We start from the raw sequence: 18430 nt of genomic DNA on the forward strand, positions 1-18430 counted from the left end.
CAGTTCAGGCAAGGCAACGGAGGGCGGGCATCTTACGCGATCGGCTGGGGCTTGGCGCGCAACTGGGCTTCGACCTGGGCACAGCGTGGGCACAGGCAGGACCGGTCACGCAGCTCGGCCGGCAATGCTTCGAGCACGGCCGGGTCGATGCTCACGCCGTAACACCAGCAGGCCCGGTCGGCGGTTCGTGGGTCGGCCAGGGTGCAGTCGTTGGTGCCGCCGCAAGCCGGGCAAAGGTCGGGTTTATTCATAACTGGAGTGAGGCATTTCCACGCAGGTTCGATTGCACCCGGTCTGCCGGGCGCGTTGCAGCGCATGATCGGTCCGCGACAGCAGGCTGTGCAAGGTGTCTTCGTCCTGCAAGGTGGTGAGGCCGAGGCTGACGGTGACCCGCAATTGTTTTCCGCTGCAGAAATAGCACTGCTTTTCGATGTGCTGACGAATTTTCTCAGCGATTTTCAGACCGGTCTGTCCGTCGGTGTCCTTGAGCAGGACGGCAAAGGCTTCAGTGCCCCAGCGACACACGATGTCCGAATGCCGCAGGCTTTGCGTCAGGTCGCGGGCGAACCCGGTCAGCAGCTGATCGGTGGCGATATGACCATGGGTGGTGTCCAGCCGCTTGAAATCGTCCAGTTCCACCAGCAGCGCCGTCAAGGGTTTGGGCTCGCGCTGGGCTTCATGCAGGGCTTGCACGGCCAGTAGGTCGAAGCCATGGCGATTCGGCAATTCGGTCAGGCTGTCGAGGGTGGCCTGGGCGTCGATGCGTTGTTGGTAGCTGTTGATCAACCGATAGAGGATTGCCAGGACGGCCAGCGTCACGAGCACGCCGATCAGCAGGTTCAGATACAACGTCTTGAGGAGGTTATCGCGTACCGAGGCCTGGGCTGCGTAATAGCCCAGCAACGCAATGATCAGGAAACCTGTACCGAGCAGCGCCACCACGGCCAGGAGCGGCTTGTGCTGGGAATACAACGACGAACGGAGCGACATGGCGTTTCCCTTGGCGCAGACCCAATGAAGTCAGTTTAGTGGCCTTGTGGGAAAAGACATTCGGATTTGCAGGTTTGTAGGGCCATGGTGAGGGAACAGGCTCCCTCACCCCAGGTTCGGCCTTATTCCAGGCTACGCAGATATGCCCGCCATCCCCCCAGGTGACTGATGTCCCGTGCGCCTTCCAGGCCATAGGACTCGCAGATGAATCCGCTTTCCCAGCGACCATCGGCCAGTTGCACCTTGCCCAGCCCTAACGGTGCGGGGATGCCGGTCAGGAATGAACCCAGTTCGCTGCTCGGCAGTTCCCAGACCTCCACCTCGATTGCCACGCCGCCTTCACTGACCCGAAGCATGCCGGGGCGCAGGGGTGGGCCGCCGGCCAAGGCATGGAGGCGGTAGTCCGGTGAGCTTTGGGTGGCCTCGATCATCCGCGCACCGCGTTGCTTGAGCTGCCCGTTCAGCGCCAACCCGTCCAGGTGTGCGCCACACACGACCAGCCGCGCCCGGTCGTGTCGTGCCGGGTGGGCGGGCGCTGGTAAAGTCGTGTCCTGTTGACGCTGCAAGGCATCGGCCACGCTCAAGAGGTATTGATCGGTGAAGGCTCGACCGAACAGCGTCACGCCCCAGGGCAAGCCGTTGGCCATGAACGCACTGGGAACGGCGACGGCGGCGTAGTCCAGCAGGTTCATGAAATTGGTGTAGTACCCCAGCTCCGAGTTGCGCAGCACTGGTTCGGCGGCCAGTTCGGCGAGGGTCACCGGCCGGCCGATGGTCGGGGTGATTACGCAATCGAGCGCGTCCATGGCCCGGTCGCACTGGGCCTTGAGGGCTTGCAAACGGTAGCGGGCGCGGAAGGTTTGTACGCCATCTACCGTAGGTGCTTTCGCCAGGACGGCGCGGATGACCGGCAGTACGGCCTCTGGCTCGCGTTCCATCAAGGGGCCGGCAACGCTGTAGCGTTCGGCCACCCAGGGGCCTTCATAAAGCAGCCGCGCCGCTTCCAGGAATGGCGACAAGTCCAGTTCCACGGCTTCGCCGCCCAGGCGTTCGAGCCGCTCGATGGCTTCCTGAAACAGTTGCGGACCTTCCTGGCAGCCGAAAAATGCCAGGTCCTGCTGGCGCGGCACCCCGAAGCGAAAGCGCCGGGGTGTGCCGAACGCGGCGCCGTCGTTCCACTGCGGGTTGTGGCGGCTGTAGTCGTCACGCGGGTCCGAACGGGCCGTCAGCGCCAATAGCTGACTGGCTTCTTTGGCCGTTGCCGTGAAGGTCGTGACGCAATCCAGCGTGCGACAGGCCGGGACCACGCCCGCCGTGGAGATCAACCCCAGCGTGGCCTTCAACCCCACCAGATTGTTCAGCGCTGCGGGCACTCGACCGGAGCCGGCGGTGTCAGTGCCCAAGGCAAAACTTGCCACGCCCAAGGCCACGGCCAGCGACGAGCCGGCGCTCGAGCCGCCGGCCGGATAGTCGGGCAACACGCTGTTGCGGCAGGCGCCGTAGGGCGAGCGGGTGCCGTTGAGCCCGGTGGCGAATTGGTCGAGGTTGGTCTTGCCCAGGGGGATCGCCCCCAGTGCCAGCAACTGCTCGACAATGGTCGCCGAACGGTGCGGCACGTAGGCAAATGCCGGACAGGCGGCGGTGGTTGGAATGCCGGCCAGGTCGATGTTGTCCTTGATGGCAAAAGGTACGCCGTACAGCGGCAGGCTCTCCAGGTCGCGGCTTTCCAATGCGGCCAGGTAGGGTTCCAGTTCTTCGGCCGTCAGCAGGTGGATGAACAGGTGATAGTCCGGGTTCAGCGCCGCGGCTTTTTCCCGCAGGCCCAGCAGCAATTGGCGTGGCGTCAGTTCGCCGCTGCGGTAGGTGTTACGCAGGTCGTCCAAGCGAAGAGAGAAGTTCATGGTGTTAATCCTTTGATTGAGTTCAGTCACGGTCCAGCACCACGACGCGCTGTCCGGCGCGCACCGCAGAACCTGGCTGGACGCGCACCTCGCGCACCACGCCGGCCGAGGGCGCAAGCAGCGGGATTTCCATTTTCATCGACTCCAGGATGACCAGCACATCACCGGCGGCGACCCGTGCGCCAACGTCTACCTGCACCTGCCAGAGGTTGCCGGCGATGTGGCTGTCGACACTCAGTTGACCGTCAGTCAGCGGCGAATCTTCGCTCGGTGCGATGGCCGGTTCTTCACTGTCGAAGTGCGCCTGGTCACTGGCGATCCAACGCTCACGCTCGGCGTCGAAGGCACCTTGTTGCTGTTGTCGGAACGCGGCGATGCTGTTGGCCTCCTGCGCCAGGAAGCGCTGGTAGTCAGCGAGGTTGAGCTGGCTGTGCTCGATCTCCAGATCGAAGCGGCCCAGGGGGAAGTCCCGACGGATGCGCAGCAGTTCGTCGGCGCTGACCGGGTAGAAGCGGATCTGGTCGAAGAACCGCAGCAGCCAGGGCTTGCCGTCGAAGGCGGCAACGTCCCGATAACGGTTCCACATCTGCAACGTGCGCCCGACGAACTGATAGCCGCCAGGACCTTCCATGCCGTACACGCACATGTAGGCGCCGCCGATGCCCACCGAGTTTTCCGCGGTCCAGGTTCGGGCCGGGTTGTATTTGGTGGTCACCAGTCGATGGCGTGGGTCGAGCGGCGTGGCGACCGGCGCGCCGAGGTAGACGTCCCCCAGGCCCATCACCAGGTAGCTGGCATCAAACACCGTGCGTTGCACTTCATCGAGGTTGGGCAGGTCGTTGATGCGTCGGATGAACTCCAGGTTGCTCGGGCACCAGGGCGCGTCCTTGCGCACCGTGGTCATGTATTTTTCGATGGCCAACTGACAGGCCGGATCATCCCAGGACAGCGGCAGGTGGACGATGCGCGACGGCACTTGCAGGTCCTGCGCGGCGCACACCGCGTCCCATTCACCGACGATGAGGGGCAGCAGGTCGGCCAGGGGCATTAGCTCGGGTTGATAGTGCACTTGCAGCGAGCGAATGCCTGGCGTGAGGTCGATCACGCCGGGCAGGTGTTTGTGTTCCAACGCCTGCATCAAGGCATGGGCGCGAAAGCGCAGCACCAGGTCCAATTCGGGGGCGCCGATTTCCAGCAGCAGGTGGGTGTCGCCGGCCAATCTCGCCACCAGGCGGGTGTCGTCCTGGCCGATATCCAACACCACAGGCGACACAATCACCTGTGGGAGCGGGCTTGCTCGCGAAAGCGGCGGGACATCCAAAATCGATGGGACTGACAGACCGCTATCGCGAGCAAGCTCGCTCCCACAGGGGGGCCATTGCAGGGCCAGTGATCGGGCGGTGGAGATATCCACCGGCACGAACCGCACCTTGTCCCCCGCCTTGAGCTGCCCCAACTGCCACAGGTCCGCTTCTATCACCGTCACCGGGCAGACGAAACCGCCCAGGCTCGGGCCGTCGGGGCCGAGAATGACGGGCATGTCGCCGGTGAAGTCCACGGCGCCGATGGCGTAGGGGTTGTCATGGATGTTGGAAGGGTGCAGCCCGGCCTCGCCGCCGTCGGCGCGGACCCATTCGGGTTTCGGCCCGATCAGGCGCACGCCAGTGCGGCTGGAGTTGAAGTGCACTTCCCAGGCCGTGTCGAAGAAGGTCTGGATGTAGCGCTCGGTGAAATATTCCGGCGCGCCGTGGGGACCGTAGATCACGCGGATCTGCCGCACGCTTGGCAGTTCCAGGATCGGCGCGCTCGTTGGCGGCAGCGTCATGTGCGCGTCCAGCGGCGCCAGGTGCAATACGTCACCGGTGCACAACGCGCGTCCGCCGTGGCCGCCAAACTGGCCGAGGGTGAAGGTGCTTTTACTGCCCAGGTAATCCGGCACTTGCACGCCACCTTGCAGGCACAGGTAGCTGCGCGCCCCGGCGCCAGAGATATGGCCGATGGCGAGGGTGGCGCCAGCAGCAATCGACAACGGTGTGTTCATCGGCACTGCTTCGCCGTCGAGCGTGAGGGCAATCGCCGCACCGGTCACCGCCACCCGGGCATTGCAGTTGAAACGCAGCAGCGGCCCGTTCATGGTGATTTCCAATGCCGGCGCACCTTCTTCGTTGCCCAAGAGGCGATTGCCCAGGCGCAGCGAACGGCTGTCCATCGGCCCCGACGGCGGCACCCCCACCGCCCAATAACCGAGGCGGCCGGGATAGTCCTGGACGCTGGTCTGGGTGCCGGGGCTGAGCACTTCAACGGTGTTGGCGCGATAGACCAACGCTTCCAGGCAGCGGGTCCAGGGCTGGCCACTGGCAAACGGTGTGTCGAGGAGAATCTGTTGCAGGTATTGGCGGTTGGTCTCCACCCCATACAGCAGGCTTTCCTCCAGCGCCTGATGCAAGCCCAGCCGTGCCTGCTCGCGGGTCGGCGCCCAGCGAATGACCTTGGCGATCATCGGGTCGAAGTAGGGCGGGATCTGGCAACCGGCCTCGACCCAGGTGTCGATGCGCAACTGTTTACCATCGGCCTGCGGGAATCTCACGGCGCTCAGCATCCCCGGGCTTGGCTGGAAATCCCGGCCTGGGTCTTCGGCATACAGGCGCGCCTGGATTGCGTGGCCCTCGGCCTTCAAACCCTGGCTCAACTCGTTCAGTGGCGGCAAATCACCGGCCGCCAGTTGCACCATCCAGCGCACCAGGTCCACGTTCCACACCTGTTCGGTGACGCCGTGCTCCACTTGCAGGCGGGTGTTCACTTCCAGGAAGTAGAAGCGCCCCGCGTCGCTGTCGAACACGAACTCCACGGTGCCGGCGCTGCGATAGTTCACGGCCTGGGCCAGTTGGATCGCCGCTGCGCAGAGTTCGTCGGCCATGCCCTCGGGCAGGTTCGGCGCCGGGGTTTCTTCGAGGACTTTCTGGTTGCGCCGTTGCACCGAGCAGTCGCGCACGCCCAGGGCGATCACCTGTCCCAGGCCGTCGCCGAAGACCTGCACTTCCAGATGCCGCGCGCGTTCGATGTATTTTTCGATGAACACTCCGGCGTCGCTGAAGTTGTTCTGACCCAGGCGCTTGACCGCTTCGAAGGATTCGCTCAGGTCGGCGGCGCTGCGACACACGCGCATGCCGATACCGCCGCCGCCCGCGGTACTTTTGAGCATTACCGGATAGCCGAGCTGTGTGCCCGCCAATAGCGCGGCGTCGAGGCTGTCGAGCAGTTCAGTGCCTTCGAGCAGTGGCACGCCGTGTCGGCGGGCCAGGTCGCGGGCGGTGTGCTTGAGGCCGAACACGCGCAGTTGCTCTGGCGTCGGACCGATGAAGGCAATACCGGCAGCTTCGCACGCTTGCGCGAAGGCAGCGTTTTCCGAGAGAAAGCCGTAGCCGGGATGGATCGCGGTCGCGCCGCTGCTTTTGGCAATGGCCAAAAGCTTGTCCACCGCCAGATAAGTACCGGCCGCCGCGCCTTCGCCCAGGCAGTGGGCTTCATCGGCCTGGAGGATATGCAAGCTGGCGGCGTCGGCCTGGGAATACACCGCAACGCCCTCGACCTTCAGCTCACGCAAGGTCCGCAGGATGCGGCAGGCGATGGCGCCACGGTTGGCGATCAGGATTTTTTCGAACATGGCATTGGCCCCTCAGGCATGCGTACTGCCTGAACTGGGATGCGGGCCGTCCCGCAGTTTTCGATGGCCAACGGGGTCGTCCCCGTGAGCGAAATAATCAACCTTACAAACACCGCTGAACCCTGTGGGAGCGGGTGTTAGTGCTATTTGATGCACTGCCCCGACCGGCTCTGGCACAACACAAACAACCAGCGCCGCAGGCGGGTAAGTTTCAGTTCCATATCAAGAGCTCCGCTGGCGTGGGGTTGTAGGCGTTGCACGGGTTGTTCAGTTGCGGACAGTTGGAGATCAACACGATCACGTCCATCTCGGCCCGCAGGTCGACGTATTTGCCGGGCGCCGAGATCCCGTCTTCGAAGGTCAGGCCGCCATCGGCGGTGACCGGCACGTTCATGAAGAAGTTGATGTTCGGCCCGATGTCGCCCTTGCCCAGCCGACCGTCGTGGGCGCAGGCCCGCAGGTAGTTGTCGCGGCAGCTGTGCATGTAGCGTTTTTCCAGGGCGTAGCGCACGGTGTTGCTTTCCTGGGCGCAGGCGCCGCCGAGGGTGTCGTGGCGTCCGCAAGTGTCTTCGACGATGGTCAGCATCGGCTGGCCTAGGTTGGAATACAGCACGCTGCCGGTGCTCAGGTACACGCTGTTCTGCCGGCGCAGGGTGCGCTGCACGTCGTAGCGTTCCTTGGGGTTGGCCAGGCTGTAGAACAGCGTATCGACCGCCTGGTTGCCTTCCAGGTCGAGAATGCGCAGGGTCTGGCCTGCCTTGACCTCCACCAGCCATGGTTCCCCGGCGGGGATGGTGGCGCGATAGATGGCGGCGTCAGGCAGCTTTTGTACGGTGGCGATGGCGAGTGACATGGCAGCGATCCTCAGGCGAACAGGCGGTCGGTGTTGATGAAGCCGCGCTGGTTTTCCGGGCGCGAATGGCGACAGTGCTCGGCGACGCTGGCGTCCGCGTTCATCCAACTGAGCTTGAGCGGTTGCGGGGCGTAGTGCGGGTTCGGATCCATCGGGTGTTGCAGCGCGGTCAGCACCACCAGGGTGTCCATCGGCGCGTACAGCTCGATGTAGTCGCCGGCCCGGGAGTTGCCTTCAACGAAGTGAAAGCCTCCGGCCTCATCGACATCGACCCGGCTGAACAGGTTGAGGGTCATCAGCAGGTCGGACAGGCCCAGCCCCCACTTGCCCAGTTCCACCAGCAGGTTGTCGGTGCCGTTGCGAAAGAAGCCGTTGCGCAGTTCCTGATAACGGCCCTGACCGTATTTTTCAGCGACTTCCTCGGCGCAGAGCACGCCGCCCAGGCTGTCGCTCCAGCCGCAGGTGTCGGCGGTGATGGCCGCCAGCACCCGGCCCATGTCGGAGTAGAGGCAATGGCCGGCGGTGAGCTTGGCGGTGTGTTGGCATTTGAGGCTGTCGGGCAGGTTCAGGCGTTCGGTTTTCTCGTTGGCGTTGAGCAGCGTCAGGCTCACGTTGGCCCCGCCGCGCAGGTCGGTCAGGCGCAGCAGTTGGCCGCGCTTGAGCACGAAGGAACGGTGGCCGCCACCGGGCAGCAGTTCTTCGGCGAAAGGTGCAAACAATTGGGTCGAGTCGGTCATGGAAAAAACTCCTTTCAAGCGATACGCAACGTGCCGGCCAGTTCGGCGGGCAGGGCGTCGACGGCGGCACGGGCGGTGCGGCGGTCGCTGTTCAATGGAATGTCGTAGGTAATGCGCGCGCCATAGGCGCCGGGGGCGTGCGGGTCGACACGGACCTTGTCGAACACCAGCAGGCGCGTGCCGAGGCTGAAACCTTCGGACAGGTCATGGGTGACCATGAACACCGTCAGCCGGGTTTCGCGCCACAGCTCCAGCAACAAGGCATGCATGTCTTTGCGAATGCCCGGGTCGAGGGCACCGAAGGGCTCGTCCAGCAGCAGGACACGCGGCTTCATGATCAGTGCCTGGGCGATCGCCAGCCGCTGTTGCATGCCGCCGGACAGTTGCGCCGGGTATTTGTCCAGCGCATGGCCGAGGCCGACCTTGTCCAGCAGTTGCGCGGCTTCTTCGCGGGCCTGGCGCTTGGCGCTGCCAAACAGCCGTCCCAACAGTGGTGAGCGCGGCAACTCCAGGCCCAGGGTCACGTTGTCCAGCACGCTCAGGTGCGGGAACACCGAGTAACGCTGGAACACCACACCGCGGCTGGCATCCGGTTCGCCGGCCAAGGGTTCGCCGTCCAGGAGAATGTGCCCGCGACTGGCGCGTTCCTGGCCCAGCAGCAACCGCAGGAAGGTCGACTTGCCGCAACCCGAGGCCCCCACCAGCGTACAGAACTCGCCCTCAGAGACGCTCAGGTTCAAACGCTCCAGCACCACCTGATCGGCATACTGTTGCCAGATGTTGTTCACTGTAATGAAGCTCATGCCTTCGCCCCCTCGTACCAGGGGAACGCTCGGCGGGTCAGGCGCTTGAGGCCCCAGTCCATCAGCCAGGCGAGCAGGGTGATCCACACCACATACGGCAAGATCACGTCCATCGCCAGGTAACGTCGCACCAGGAAAATCCGATAGCCCAGCCCATCCGTAGAGGCGATGGCTTCGGCGGCGATCAGAAACAGCCAGGCCGAACCCAGCATCAGCCGCAGGGAAATCAACAGGCGCGGCAGCAGTTGCGGCAGCACCACCCGCAGCAGCAGGGTCCAGGTCGAAGCGCCGAGAGTCTGGGCCTTGATCAGCAGCTCGGGCGGAATCTCCCGGGCGCGCTGTTCCAGGTCGCGGGCCAGGCACGGGGTGATGCCAATCACAATCAGCATCACTTTCGACAGTTCTCCCAGGCCGAAGACGATGAACAGGATCGGCAGGATGGCCAGCGGCGGCACCATCGACACTACGGTGAGCAACGGCGACAGCGGTGCGCCAAACAGCGGCAACGTACCGGCGGCTATGCCCAGGCACAGCCCGGCCAGGGCGCTGATGCCCAGGCCGATGGCCAACCGACGCAGGCTCGAGGCGGTGTCTTGCCAGAGCAAGTAATCGCCACTGCGGGCGTCGGCGGTGAAGGCCAGGCGTTTCACCGCATCGGCCATCTGCACGGCACTGGGCAGCAGTTTGTCGTTGGGGTTGTCCGTCAACCGTTCGGCCGAGCCCATGAAGTAGGCGAACAACACCAGCGCGAATGGCAGGATCACCAGCAACAAGCGGCTGGGACGATCCGGGTAGCGGTTGATCAGGCGCATGCCAGGTCCTCCGGTTTACAGCTTGGCGTCGGCGGCCAGCTGTACGTAGGTCGGGTCAAAGCGCAGCTTGAGGTTGGCCTTGTCGCCGCGGGTCACGCCATTGGCGAACGTCATGCCGACCGCGTCGGTGCTCTTGGCGCCTTCGCCCAGCAAGCCGTGCTGGAACGAGAACTGGGCCACCTTGCCCATGGTGGCGGGCAGTTGTTCACTGGTGGCGAAACTCAGGGCTTCCTTGGGCGTGGCGAACAGCTTGGTGGTGTCCAGTTGTGCCTGGAAACCGGCCAGGTCGGTGCCCGAGGCTTTGGCCATGTGCTCCAGCGCGGCCTGGCTGGCGGCGTTTTTCGCGTTCATCAGCGCCACCACTTCGAACCAGGCGCCGGTCAACGCTTTGCCCAGGGCTGGGTTGTCCTGGAGGGTCTGGGTGTTGACCACCATCATGTCCATGATCTCGCCGGGAACCTGGCTGGAATTGAACACTTCGCTCACGCCTGGCTGGGCCTTGATGTCCGAGAGCATCGGGTTCCAGGTGGTGACGGCCTTGACCTGGTCGGTGTTGAAGGCGGCGGAGATGTCGGCGTCGGAGGTGTTGACGACTTTCAGGTCTTTCTCGGCAAGGCCAACCGAATCCAGGGCGCGGGCCAGCAGATAATGGGACACCGACAGTTCCACCAGGTTGACGTCCATGCCCTTGAGGTCGGCCACTTTCTTGCCCTCGCCCTTGAGGACGATGCCGTCGTTGCCGTTGGAGAAATCGCTGACGATCAGCGCGGTGCTGTCCACACCACCGGCAGCGGGAATGGTCAGGGCGTCCATGTTGGTCATGGTGCAGCCGTCGAACTGACCGGCGGTGTACTGGTTGATGGATTCGACGTAATCGTTGAGCTGCACGACATCGATCTTGATGCCGTATTTTTTCGCCCATTTATCGACGATGCCTTGGCTACCAGCGTATTCCCAGGGCATCCAGCCGGCGTAAATGGTCCAGCAGACGCTGAAGTGGTCTTTTTGCGCGGCGACGGACGAGAGGCTCGCGAGGGCCGAGAGGGCGGCGAGGAGCAGGGCGGACAGACGAAGCTTGAGCATGGTGGTTCTCCAGTTGATCAAGGGCGGACAGGAGCAACGCGGCACCGCGAACGGTGGCTTGTCTCCCGGGCTTTTGTCCCGCCGTGTAACCTCAACTGGAGGTCGCCAACTCTCGGACCAGCCACTCGCCAGAAGCGAGCCGGAACCCTAGTCAGCCATTGCAAATTGTGGTGCCGCGAACCTGTGATGACTCCTGCACGGAATTTGTTAAAGCGAGAGCCGTGCCAATTCGGGCAAAGGCCCGGACCAGAGAGGGTCAGTGTTGGGGAGGGATGAGCGGTGAGCCGATTTGTGCTTGCTTGTGGTGCCATCGCGCACCGGAAGAGGGCGACGAGCGACATGTTTCTAGTTATTGCCCCATCGCACCAGATTCCGATTTCGCTGTCTGAGTAGTTGTCAGTCACACAACGTTGACTGCCGCCCATCAGCGTCGCTGATGTGGCCCATTCGCGGTCCAGGAGGCCGCCATGTATCGACGACTGCTGCTCATTGCGTTTCTCGGTTTGACTCTTTCGGCATGCGTGCCTTATTACGACGCAGACTCGAGCTACTACCGTTCCGAGGTCTACACCTCACCGGCGCCGGTCTATTACAGCGGTGGCGGGAGTTACTATTCGGCACCGCGTGGCTATTACGCTCCGCGGTATTACCAACCGGCGCCGCGCTATTACTCGGCACCGCGTTACTACCAACAAGGCCCACGCTACTACTCGCCACCGCGAGCAGCGTACCGGTCTTATCCGAATCGGGGTGGCTGGGACGGCCATAACCGGGGCGGCTGGAATGATGACCGGCGTGGTCGAGGCGGACGTGATCATTGGGGACGCGGCGATCGCGATCGTGGACGTGGCGATCGCGATGGACGCAACAGCCACCGCTGATACCAGGGCAGAAAAAAGCGGCGCATTGAGCGCCGCTTTTTTTGTGCCTGCAATAAACCCGATGGGATAACACTGTGGGAGCAAAGCTTGCTCGCGATGAGAGGGGAGCAGACGGCTTCCCTGTGAGTGACAGACCGCTATCGCGAGCAAGCTTTGCTCCCACAGATGTCACATCCCACAGATGTCACATCCCACAGATGTCACATTCCACAGATGTCACATTCCACAAATGTCACTCTCACAGAATGTCACGCCAGGGGCGTTACTCATTGGACAAGTCCGCCAATGGATGCCGTCCCTCCCATGCTTTGTGAAAATGCGCCTCGACCGTCGCTTCGGGCACATGGTTGATGTCCGGCCAGTGCCAATGGGGTTTGTGGTCCTTGTCGATCAGCCGCGCGCGCACGCCTTCACTGAATTCCGGATGGCGGCAGCAGTTGAGGCTCAGGGTGTATTCCATCCTGAACACGCCGGCCAAGGACAAATGCCGGGCCCGGGCGATCTGTTCCCAGACCAGATAAGCGGTCAGCGGCGAGCCTTCGGTCATGGTCTTGGCCGCCCGGGCGATCAACGGATCCGGGTTGTCCACCAGCAGGCTGAGGGCTTTCCAGGCGCAGCGCACATCGCTGACATCCAGCCATTCATCGATTTTCTGTCGACGTGGCAGCCATTGGGCTTCGGGCATTTGGCCGACCGCTTCCTGCTGCAGGGCCTTGAGCAGGCTGTTGAGCTGCATCTCGGTCTGTTCCTGCCAATTGAGTTGCAGCAGGCCTTCGATCAGGTCGTCCTGTTGTTCATCCAGCAAAAAGCGGTCGGCCAGGCCCAGGTCAATGGCGTCCCGGGCATTCATGTGGGCGCCGGTCAGGCCGAGAAACAGGCCGAGCTTGCCGGGCAGGCGCGACAGGAACCAGCTGGCGCCGACATCCGGGTACAGGCCGATGCTGATCTCTGGCATTGCCAGGCGACTGCTTGGTGTGACGATGCGGGTACTGGCGCCTTGCAACAGCCCCATGCCGCCGCCCAGTACATAGCCGTGGCCCCAACACAGCAGGGGTTTGGGGTAGGTGTGCAGGTTGAAGTCCAAGCGGTATTCCGCCGCGAAGAATTGTGCAGCCAGCGGTGGCACTTCGCCGGGATGGGCACGGCAGGCCTCCACCAGGCTGCGCACTTCACCGCCGGCGCAAAATGCCTTGGCGCCATTGCCGCGCAATAACACACAGACGACCTGCGGCTCCCGGGCCCAGGCATCGAGACGATCACGCAAGGCGTTGATCATCGGCAGGGACAGGGCATTCAGGGATTTTTCGGCGTCCAGGGTGGCGATGCCGATACGGGCACCGTCGATGCCGGTGAGCTCTTCGAAGTGCAGATTCATCGTGACCTCGATCAGAAATTTGAATAATCAGTATGACCGCTGCGTGGGAAAGTGCCGGTTCTGTGTCAGATCAATTGACAAGCCATGTAGCCTTTCCTAGGGTGCGCCCATTGTTTTTACCGGATGCAACCATGACTGCCGACGACCGTATCAAACTCGAACCGAGCTGGAAGCAGGCACTGCGTGCCGAGTTCGACCAGCCCTACATGGCAGAGTTGCGCGAATTCCTGCGCAGTGAATACGCCGCCGGCAAGGAGATTTACCCACCGGCACCGCTGATTTTCAATGCCCTCAATTCCACGCCGCTGGATAAGGTCAAGGTGGTGATCCTCGGCCAGGACCCGTACCACGGCCCGGGCCAGGCCCATGGCTTGTGCTTTTCGGTACAACCGGGTGTGCCAGCGCCGCCGTCGCTGGTGAACATCTACAAGGAATTGAAGCGCGACCTGAACATCGATATTCCCAACCATGGCTATCTGCAAAGCTGGGCCGACCAAGGCGTGTTGCTGCTCAACACCACCATGACCGTGGAACGTGCCAACGCCAATGCCCACGCAGGCAAGGGCTGGCAGCATTTCACCGACCGGGTCATCGAAGTGGTCAGCGAACACCAGCCGAACCTGGTCTTCCTGCTGTGGGGCGCCCATGCCCAGAGCAAACAGAAGCTGATCGACGCCACCAAGCATTTGGTGCTGACCTCAGTCCACCCGTCGCCGTTGTCGGCTTATCGTGGTTTTTTGGGGTGCGGGCATTTCAGTCGGACCAACAAGTTCCTCGAGCAACATGGCGAGGCGCCTATCGATTGGCGGTTGCCGCCGCTGTAGGCGCTGGCGAAGCCAGCGATCTTTTCACTGCCTGTTGAATCCCAAGCGAAAGATAAAGATCAAAAGATCGCAGCCTTCGGCAGCTCCTACCGGTTCCAGTACCTGAACAACGGCTCCGCCAGAAACAGCACGAACAGCAATCGCATCACCTGCAACGCCGTCACCAATGGCACCGACAGTTGCAACGTCTCGGCCGTCAGGCTCATTTCCGCGATACCGCCGGGCATCATGCCGAGGGTCAGTGAGCGCAGGTCCAGGTGGGTCAAGGTGCTCAGGCCCAAGGCCGCCAGGGTGGCGATCAGCATCGTCAACACCGTACCCACCAAGGTGCGGCCCATGAACGATGGCGCCCGACGAAAGAACTGCCGGTTGAAATGACAACCCAATCCGCTGCCGATCAACCACTGGCCGACTTGGCTGGCGCCGTTGGGCAGGCCGATGTGCAGGTCCCAACCGACGCTTACCGCCGCACTGACCAGCAATGGCCCGAACAGCCAGGGATTGGGTTGGCGCAAGCGCCCCCAGACCCAGGCGAGCAGGGCGCCAGCCGGAAACAGGAGTGCCAGCCACAGCCAGTCCACCGTCGTGGCGTGTTGCACCGGCGCGCCTTCGCCCAACAGGTACTTGAAGGCGGCCGGTACGCACAGCACCACCACCAGCACCCGCAGGCTCTGGCCCGCCGCAACACGACTGAGGTCCGCACCGTTGCGGGCGCCGAGGTTGACCATTTCGCCGGAACCGCCCGGCATGCTCGAGAAGAACGCGGTGGCGCGGTCCTCGCCGGTGCGACGCATCAGCCAGACACTCACCACACTGGACACGCTGGTGATCAGCGCGCCGAAGAAGATCAGGCCGAAGTGGCTCAGTACCTGCTCCATCACCACGGGGGTGAAGTGCAGGCCGATGCCGATGCCCACTACCCATTGGCCGCATTTACGGCCGCCGGGGATTTCCATCAATTGCCACGGCGTGAGACAGCGCACCAGGATGATCGCCAGCAACGAGCCGACCATCCAGGGCAAAGGCCAGCCGATCAGGCTGGCCAGGAAACCGCCGGCGAGGCCGACCAGCGGTGTTCCCCACCACTGTCTGAAGGTTGCCTCAGACATTGGCCAGGGCGCGACGTTGCGCACTGCGGCGACGCCAGATCCGCACCACTGGCATCAACAGCATGATCACCGTCAGGATCCAGCAACCGAGGGTGATCGGGCTCGACCAGAGGATTTCCAGTGCACCATTGGAAATCGACAGCGCACGGCGCAGGTTCTGCTCCATCAGGCCACCGAGGATGAAGCCCAGCAGCACCGGCGACAGCGGGAATTCCAACTTGCGCAGGATGTAACCGAAGATACCGATGCCGATCATCAGGAACAGGTCGAACGTGGTGGCATGCACCGCATAGACACCGATGCCGGTGATGATCGCGATGACCGGTACCAATGCCCAGTTCGGCACGGCCAGGATGCGGGTGAAGACGCGGATCATCGGGATGTTGAGGACCACCAGCATGACGTTGGCGACGAACAACGACGCGATCAGGCCCCAGACGATGTCCGGCTGTTGCTGGAACAGCAGCGGGCCAGGGGTGATGTTGTACAGCGACAGGGCGCCGATCATCACCGCAGTGGTGCCCGAGCCGGGAACGCCGAGGGTCAGCATCGGCACCAGCGCACCGCAGGCCGCGCCGCCGATGGCGGTTTCCGGGGCGGCGAGGCCGCGCTTGTCACCCTGGCCGAACGTGCCGCTCGTGCCGGCAATGCGTTTTTCAGTCATGTAGGCCACGGCACTGGCCAGCGTCGCACCAGCACCCGGCAGCACGCCCATGATGAAACCGAGCACGCCGCAGCGCAGGTTCACGGTGAAGACCGACGCCGCTTCCTTGAAGTTGAACATCATCCGCCCGGTGGCCTTTACCGCTTCCTGGCCGCGATGGGTTTTTTCCAGCAGCAACAGGATTTCGCTGATGGAGAACAGGCCCAGCACCAGCACGACGAACTGGATGCCGTCGGTCAGGTGGATGTTGTCACCGGTGAAGCGGTACACGCCGCTGTTGGCATCGATCCCGACGCAAGACAGGAACAAGCCGATCAGCGCCGCGATAAACGTCTTGAGCGGCCGGTCGCCGGCCATGCCGCCGAGGCAGACAATGGCGAACACCATCAGGACGAAATATTCCGCCGGCCCGAAGGCGATCGCCCATTTGGCCAACAGCGGTGCGAACAACACCATGCCGCAGGTGGCGATGAACGCGCCGATGAACGAACTCCACGCCGACAGCGACAACGCTACGCCGGCCAGGCCCTGGCGGGCCATCGGGTAGCCGTCGAGGGTGGTCATCACGGTAGAGGCTTCACCGGGGATGTTGAGCAGGATCGAGCTGATACGTCCGCCGTACTCGCAACCCAAGTACACCGCGGCCAACAGGATCAGCGCCGATTCCGGCGGCAGCCCCAGGGCAAAGGCAATCGGGATCAGCAGCGCCACGCCGTTGATCGGGCCCAGGCCCGGCAGCAGGCCGACCACGGTGCCGATCAGGGTGCCGGTCAATGCCGTGACCAGGTTGTAGGGGGTCAGTGCAACGCCAAAACCCTGGCCGAGATAATTCAGGGTATCCATATCAATTCTCCAGGACGTCGAGCAGGCCCAGGGGCAGCGGCACGTCCATCAGCTTGTCGAACAACAGATAAAGACCGATGGCCATCAGGCTGATGATCACCACGCTCGGCACCCAACGACCGCCGTAAAGGCGCGCCATCGGCACGCCGGTCAGGATGCTGGCAAGGATGAAGCCCAGGGGTTCGAAGGTCCCGGCGAATACCAGCAGCAATGCCACGCAGATGCCGATTTTCTGCAGGGTTTCGCGGTCCAGTTGCGGATCGTCATCGCTGTGCACGATGGGCGTCGGGCGAAACAGCATGTACAGCAATGCCAGCCCCATCAGCCCGATCATCAGCAAGGGAAAGGCGCGGGGACCGACCGGTTCGTAGGAAAAGGCGGCTTGATAGGGCCAAGCCATCAGCGCCAGGCCGATACAGACCAGTAGCAACACCGCGGCAAAAATACGTTGGATGGTGAGCATGACTAACTCCTGGGCGGCGCCGGCAGGGCCAGCGCCGCCGCGAGAACAGAGACGATTACTGAATCAGGCCGAACTCTTTGGCCAGCACCTTGTAATCAGCCACTTGCTTCTTCACGTAGGTGTCCAGTTCCGGGCCGGTCATGGCAAACGGGAACAGCTCGCGCTGGTCACGCAGCTTGGCGAACTCTTCGGAAGCCAGCAGTTTGTCGAAGGCGTTTTTCCACCAGGCGTAGTCTTCGTCGCTGACCTTTGGCCCGAGGTAGAAGCCACGCACCACCGGCCAGAGGATGTCGTAGCCTTGCTCGCGAGCGGTCGGGATGTCCTTCATTTCCGGTTGCTCCAGGCGCTTCTCGGCGAACACGGCCAGCAGGCGCATGTCGCCGCTCATGATGTGCGGCATGGAGTCGGAGATGTCGGTACTGCCCACCTGGATATGGCCACCGAGCAGGGCAGTGGCGATTTCACCGCCGCCTTCGAGGGCCACGTAGCGCAGTTTGCGCGGGTCGATACCGGCGGCCTTGGCGATCAGGGCGGTTTGCATCCAGTCCTGGCTGCCGACGGTACCGCCGGAGCCGATCACCACCGAGCCTGGATCTTTCTTCAGGGCCTTTACCAGGTCGTCGAGGTTCTTGTAGGGCGAATCGCTCTTCACCGCGATGGCACCGTAGCTGGTACCAACGGCCGCCAGCCAGCGCACGGCGTTTTCATCGAAACGACCGAACTTGCCTTGCGCCAGGTTCAACAGCGAACCGCTGGACCAGGCCACCAGCGTACCGGCGTCGGCCGGACGCTGGGCGACCACTGCGTTGTAGGCCACCGCGCCGACACCGCCGGGCATGTAGGTCACCCGCATGGGTTTGGTCAGCAGTTTCTCGTTGACCAGCGCGCTTTGCGCCAGTTTGCATGTCAGGTCGAAACCGCCGCCCGGTGCCGCCGGGGCGATGCACTCGGGACGCTTGGGCTCTTTGGCTGGATCAGCGGCGAGCAACTGCCCGGCGAACATCAGGCATCCGGCGGCCAGGGCTACTTTACGCAGTGATAGGTTCATTGTTGTCTCCACAGGATTGTTGTTGTGTGTGGTGAAAATTTGTCGTTGACGGATCCCGCCCAAGTCATCGCTGATGGCGCGCGCAGGTCGTTTCCGGGATTGAATACAGGGCGACATCGCCCAAGGCGGTCTGGTTGAAGCGAGGAGGGCGAGCAGGCGCTGGGGCCTGGAGCTGCATGGACAGCATGGTGAATACTCCGCTTTTATTTTTCTTATTCAGGATGAAAACGCTTCGTGGCATTTTTCATTCGCGATCAGGCGTCGCGGCGGTCAGTCGAAACTATCCCGTAAAGGCACTCTAATGGCCCAACCTTTCGCTAACCTTTCAAAAGCTTTCAGCGTGTTTTTTGGCTTCACAGTGGCGGATGCGGCTGTAAACT

Annotated in this window: 15 protein-coding genes, 1 pseudogene and 1 riboswitch; of the genes and pseudogenes, 2 read left to right on the forward strand and 14 right to left on the reverse strand. The window is 62.9% G+C overall.

The annotated features are described in order from the left end of the window. Nucleotides 1-32 precede the first annotated feature (32 nt). The 9 genes and pseudogenes from AC09SL_RS21625 to AC09SL_RS21665 form a co-directional block, all read right to left on the reverse strand. Nucleotides 33-251, reverse strand: a complete 219-nt coding sequence (locus AC09SL_RS21625; protein WP_064107053.1) for a cysteine-rich CWC family protein — start codon at nucleotides 249-251, stop codon at nucleotides 33-35. Next, a pseudogene (locus tag AC09SL_RS21630) lies at nucleotides 244-852 on the reverse strand (GGDEF domain-containing protein); the annotation flags it as partial. The gene AC09SL_RS21625 and the pseudogene AC09SL_RS21630, both read right to left, overlap by 8 nt. A gap of 260 nt (nucleotides 853-1112) precedes the next feature. Continuing rightward, entirely contained in the window at nucleotides 1113-2891 is a 1779-nt protein-coding gene (atzF, locus tag AC09SL_RS21635) for an allophanate hydrolase (protein ID WP_058542941.1), read from the reverse strand. A gap of 22 nt (nucleotides 2892-2913) precedes the next feature. Further along, entirely contained in the window at nucleotides 2914-6555 is a 3642-nt protein-coding gene (gene uca / locus AC09SL_RS21640) for an urea carboxylase (protein WP_064107054.1), read from the reverse strand. A 211-nt stretch (nucleotides 6556-6766) separates the two neighbouring features. After that, nucleotides 6767-7408, reverse strand: a complete 642-nt coding sequence (locus AC09SL_RS21645) for an urea amidolyase associated protein UAAP2 (RefSeq protein ID WP_058543863.1) — start codon at nucleotides 7406-7408, stop codon at nucleotides 6767-6769. Between the two features lie 11 nt (nucleotides 7409-7419). Beyond that, complete coding sequence (locus AC09SL_RS21650; RefSeq protein WP_058543862.1) at nucleotides 7420-8145, reverse strand: urea amidolyase associated protein UAAP1; 726 nt, start codon at nucleotides 8143-8145, stop codon at nucleotides 7420-7422. Nucleotides 8146-8159: 14 nt separating this feature from the next. After that, on the reverse strand, nucleotides 8160-8948 hold the full coding sequence (locus tag AC09SL_RS21655; protein WP_058543861.1) for an ABC transporter ATP-binding protein: 789 nt from the start codon (nucleotides 8946-8948) through the stop codon (nucleotides 8160-8162). Continuing rightward, complete coding sequence (locus tag AC09SL_RS21660; protein ID WP_058543860.1) at nucleotides 8945-9760, reverse strand: ABC transporter permease; 816 nt, start codon at nucleotides 9758-9760, stop codon at nucleotides 8945-8947. The genes AC09SL_RS21655 and AC09SL_RS21660 overlap by 4 nt, the downstream gene beginning before the upstream one ends. A 15-nt stretch (nucleotides 9761-9775) precedes the next feature. Continuing rightward, nucleotides 9776-10843, reverse strand: coding sequence for a putative urea ABC transporter substrate-binding protein (locus AC09SL_RS21665; protein ID WP_058543859.1), 1068 nt, complete (start codon nucleotides 10841-10843; stop codon nucleotides 9776-9778). A gap of 60 nt (nucleotides 10844-10903) precedes the next feature. Next, nucleotides 10904-11005, reverse strand: a riboswitch (guanidine-I (ykkC/yxkD leader). A 305-nt stretch (nucleotides 11006-11310) separates the two neighbouring features. Here AC09SL_RS21665 and AC09SL_RS21670 point away from each other — a divergent pair. Further along, complete coding sequence (locus tag AC09SL_RS21670) at nucleotides 11311-11724, forward strand: hypothetical protein (protein WP_081264505.1); 414 nt, start codon at nucleotides 11311-11313, stop codon at nucleotides 11722-11724. Nucleotides 11725-11986: 262 nt separating this feature from the next. Here the strand turns inward: AC09SL_RS21670 and AC09SL_RS21675 are convergent, their stop codons facing one another. Continuing rightward, the gene (locus tag AC09SL_RS21675) at nucleotides 11987-13099 is read right to left on the reverse strand and encodes an enoyl-CoA hydratase/isomerase family protein (RefSeq protein WP_058543858.1); all 1113 of its coding nucleotides are present in this window, start codon (nucleotides 13097-13099) and stop codon (nucleotides 11987-11989) included. A 131-nt stretch (nucleotides 13100-13230) separates the two neighbouring features. On the opposite strand from AC09SL_RS21675, the gene ung reads away from it, so the two are divergent. Then, entirely contained in the window at nucleotides 13231-13923 is a 693-nt protein-coding gene (gene ung, locus AC09SL_RS21680; RefSeq protein ID WP_058543857.1) for a uracil-DNA glycosylase, read from the forward strand. Between the two features lie 86 nt (nucleotides 13924-14009). Here the strand turns inward: ung and AC09SL_RS21685 are convergent, their stop codons facing one another. From AC09SL_RS21685 to AC09SL_RS21700, 4 genes are read right to left on the reverse strand one after another with little or no spacing between them, the layout of a single operon-like run. Beyond that, entirely contained in the window at nucleotides 14010-15032 is a 1023-nt protein-coding gene (locus AC09SL_RS21685) for an AbrB family transcriptional regulator (protein WP_058543856.1), read from the reverse strand. Beyond that, nucleotides 15025-16539, reverse strand: coding sequence for a tripartite tricarboxylate transporter permease (locus AC09SL_RS21690; protein WP_058543855.1), 1515 nt, complete (start codon nucleotides 16537-16539; stop codon nucleotides 15025-15027). The genes AC09SL_RS21685 and AC09SL_RS21690 overlap by 8 nt, the downstream gene beginning before the upstream one ends. A 1-nt stretch (nucleotide 16540) precedes the next feature. Continuing rightward, nucleotides 16541-17002, reverse strand: a complete 462-nt coding sequence (locus AC09SL_RS21695; RefSeq protein ID WP_058543854.1) for a tripartite tricarboxylate transporter TctB family protein — start codon at nucleotides 17000-17002, stop codon at nucleotides 16541-16543. A 55-nt stretch (nucleotides 17003-17057) separates the two neighbouring features. Then, on the reverse strand, nucleotides 17058-18050 hold the full coding sequence (locus AC09SL_RS21700) for a Bug family tripartite tricarboxylate transporter substrate binding protein (protein WP_058543853.1): 993 nt from the start codon (nucleotides 18048-18050) through the stop codon (nucleotides 17058-17060). Between the last annotated feature and the right edge of the window lie 380 nt (nucleotides 18051-18430).

This window comes from Pseudomonas sp. PF05 (assembly GCF_056521845.1).

Bases quoted from the DNA above. Each gene is read 5' to 3' on its own strand.
- AC09SL_RS21625 (WP_064107053.1), bottom strand. From the start codon at position 251: ATGAATAAACCCGACCTTTGCCCGGCTTGCGGCGGCACCAACGACTGC.
- atzF (WP_058542941.1), bottom strand. From the start codon at position 2,891: ATGAACTTCTCTCTTCGCTTGGACGACCTGCGTAACACCTACCGCAGC.
- uca (WP_064107054.1), bottom strand. From the start codon at position 6,555: ATGTTCGAAAAAATCCTGATCGCCAACCGTGGCGCCATCGCCTGCCGC.
- AC09SL_RS21645 (WP_058543863.1), bottom strand. From the start codon at position 7,408: ATGTCACTCGCCATCGCCACCGTACAAAAGCTGCCTGACGCCGCCATC.
- AC09SL_RS21650 (WP_058543862.1), bottom strand. From the start codon at position 8,145: ATGACCGACTCGACCCAATTGTTTGCACCTTTCGCCGAAGAACTGCTG.
- AC09SL_RS21655 (WP_058543861.1), bottom strand. From the start codon at position 8,948: ATGAGCTTCATTACAGTGAACAACATCTGGCAACAGTATGCCGATCAG.
- AC09SL_RS21660 (WP_058543860.1), bottom strand. From the start codon at position 9,760: ATGCGCCTGATCAACCGCTACCCGGATCGTCCCAGCCGCTTGTTGCTG.
- AC09SL_RS21665 (WP_058543859.1), bottom strand. From the start codon at position 10,843: ATGCTCAAGCTTCGTCTGTCCGCCCTGCTCCTCGCCGCCCTCTCGGCC.
- AC09SL_RS21670 (WP_081264505.1), top strand. From the start codon at position 11,311: ATGTATCGACGACTGCTGCTCATTGCGTTTCTCGGTTTGACTCTTTCG.
- AC09SL_RS21675 (WP_058543858.1), bottom strand. From the start codon at position 13,099: ATGAATCTGCACTTCGAAGAGCTCACCGGCATCGACGGTGCCCGTATC.
- ung (WP_058543857.1), top strand. From the start codon at position 13,231: ATGACTGCCGACGACCGTATCAAACTCGAACCGAGCTGGAAGCAGGCA.
- AC09SL_RS21685 (WP_058543856.1), bottom strand. From the start codon at position 15,032: ATGTCTGAGGCAACCTTCAGACAGTGGTGGGGAACACCGCTGGTCGGC.
- AC09SL_RS21690 (WP_058543855.1), bottom strand. From the start codon at position 16,539: ATGGATACCCTGAATTATCTCGGCCAGGGTTTTGGCGTTGCACTGACC.
- AC09SL_RS21695 (WP_058543854.1), bottom strand. From the start codon at position 17,002: ATGCTCACCATCCAACGTATTTTTGCCGCGGTGTTGCTACTGGTCTGT.
- AC09SL_RS21700 (WP_058543853.1), bottom strand. From the start codon at position 18,050: ATGAACCTATCACTGCGTAAAGTAGCCCTGGCCGCCGGATGCCTGATG.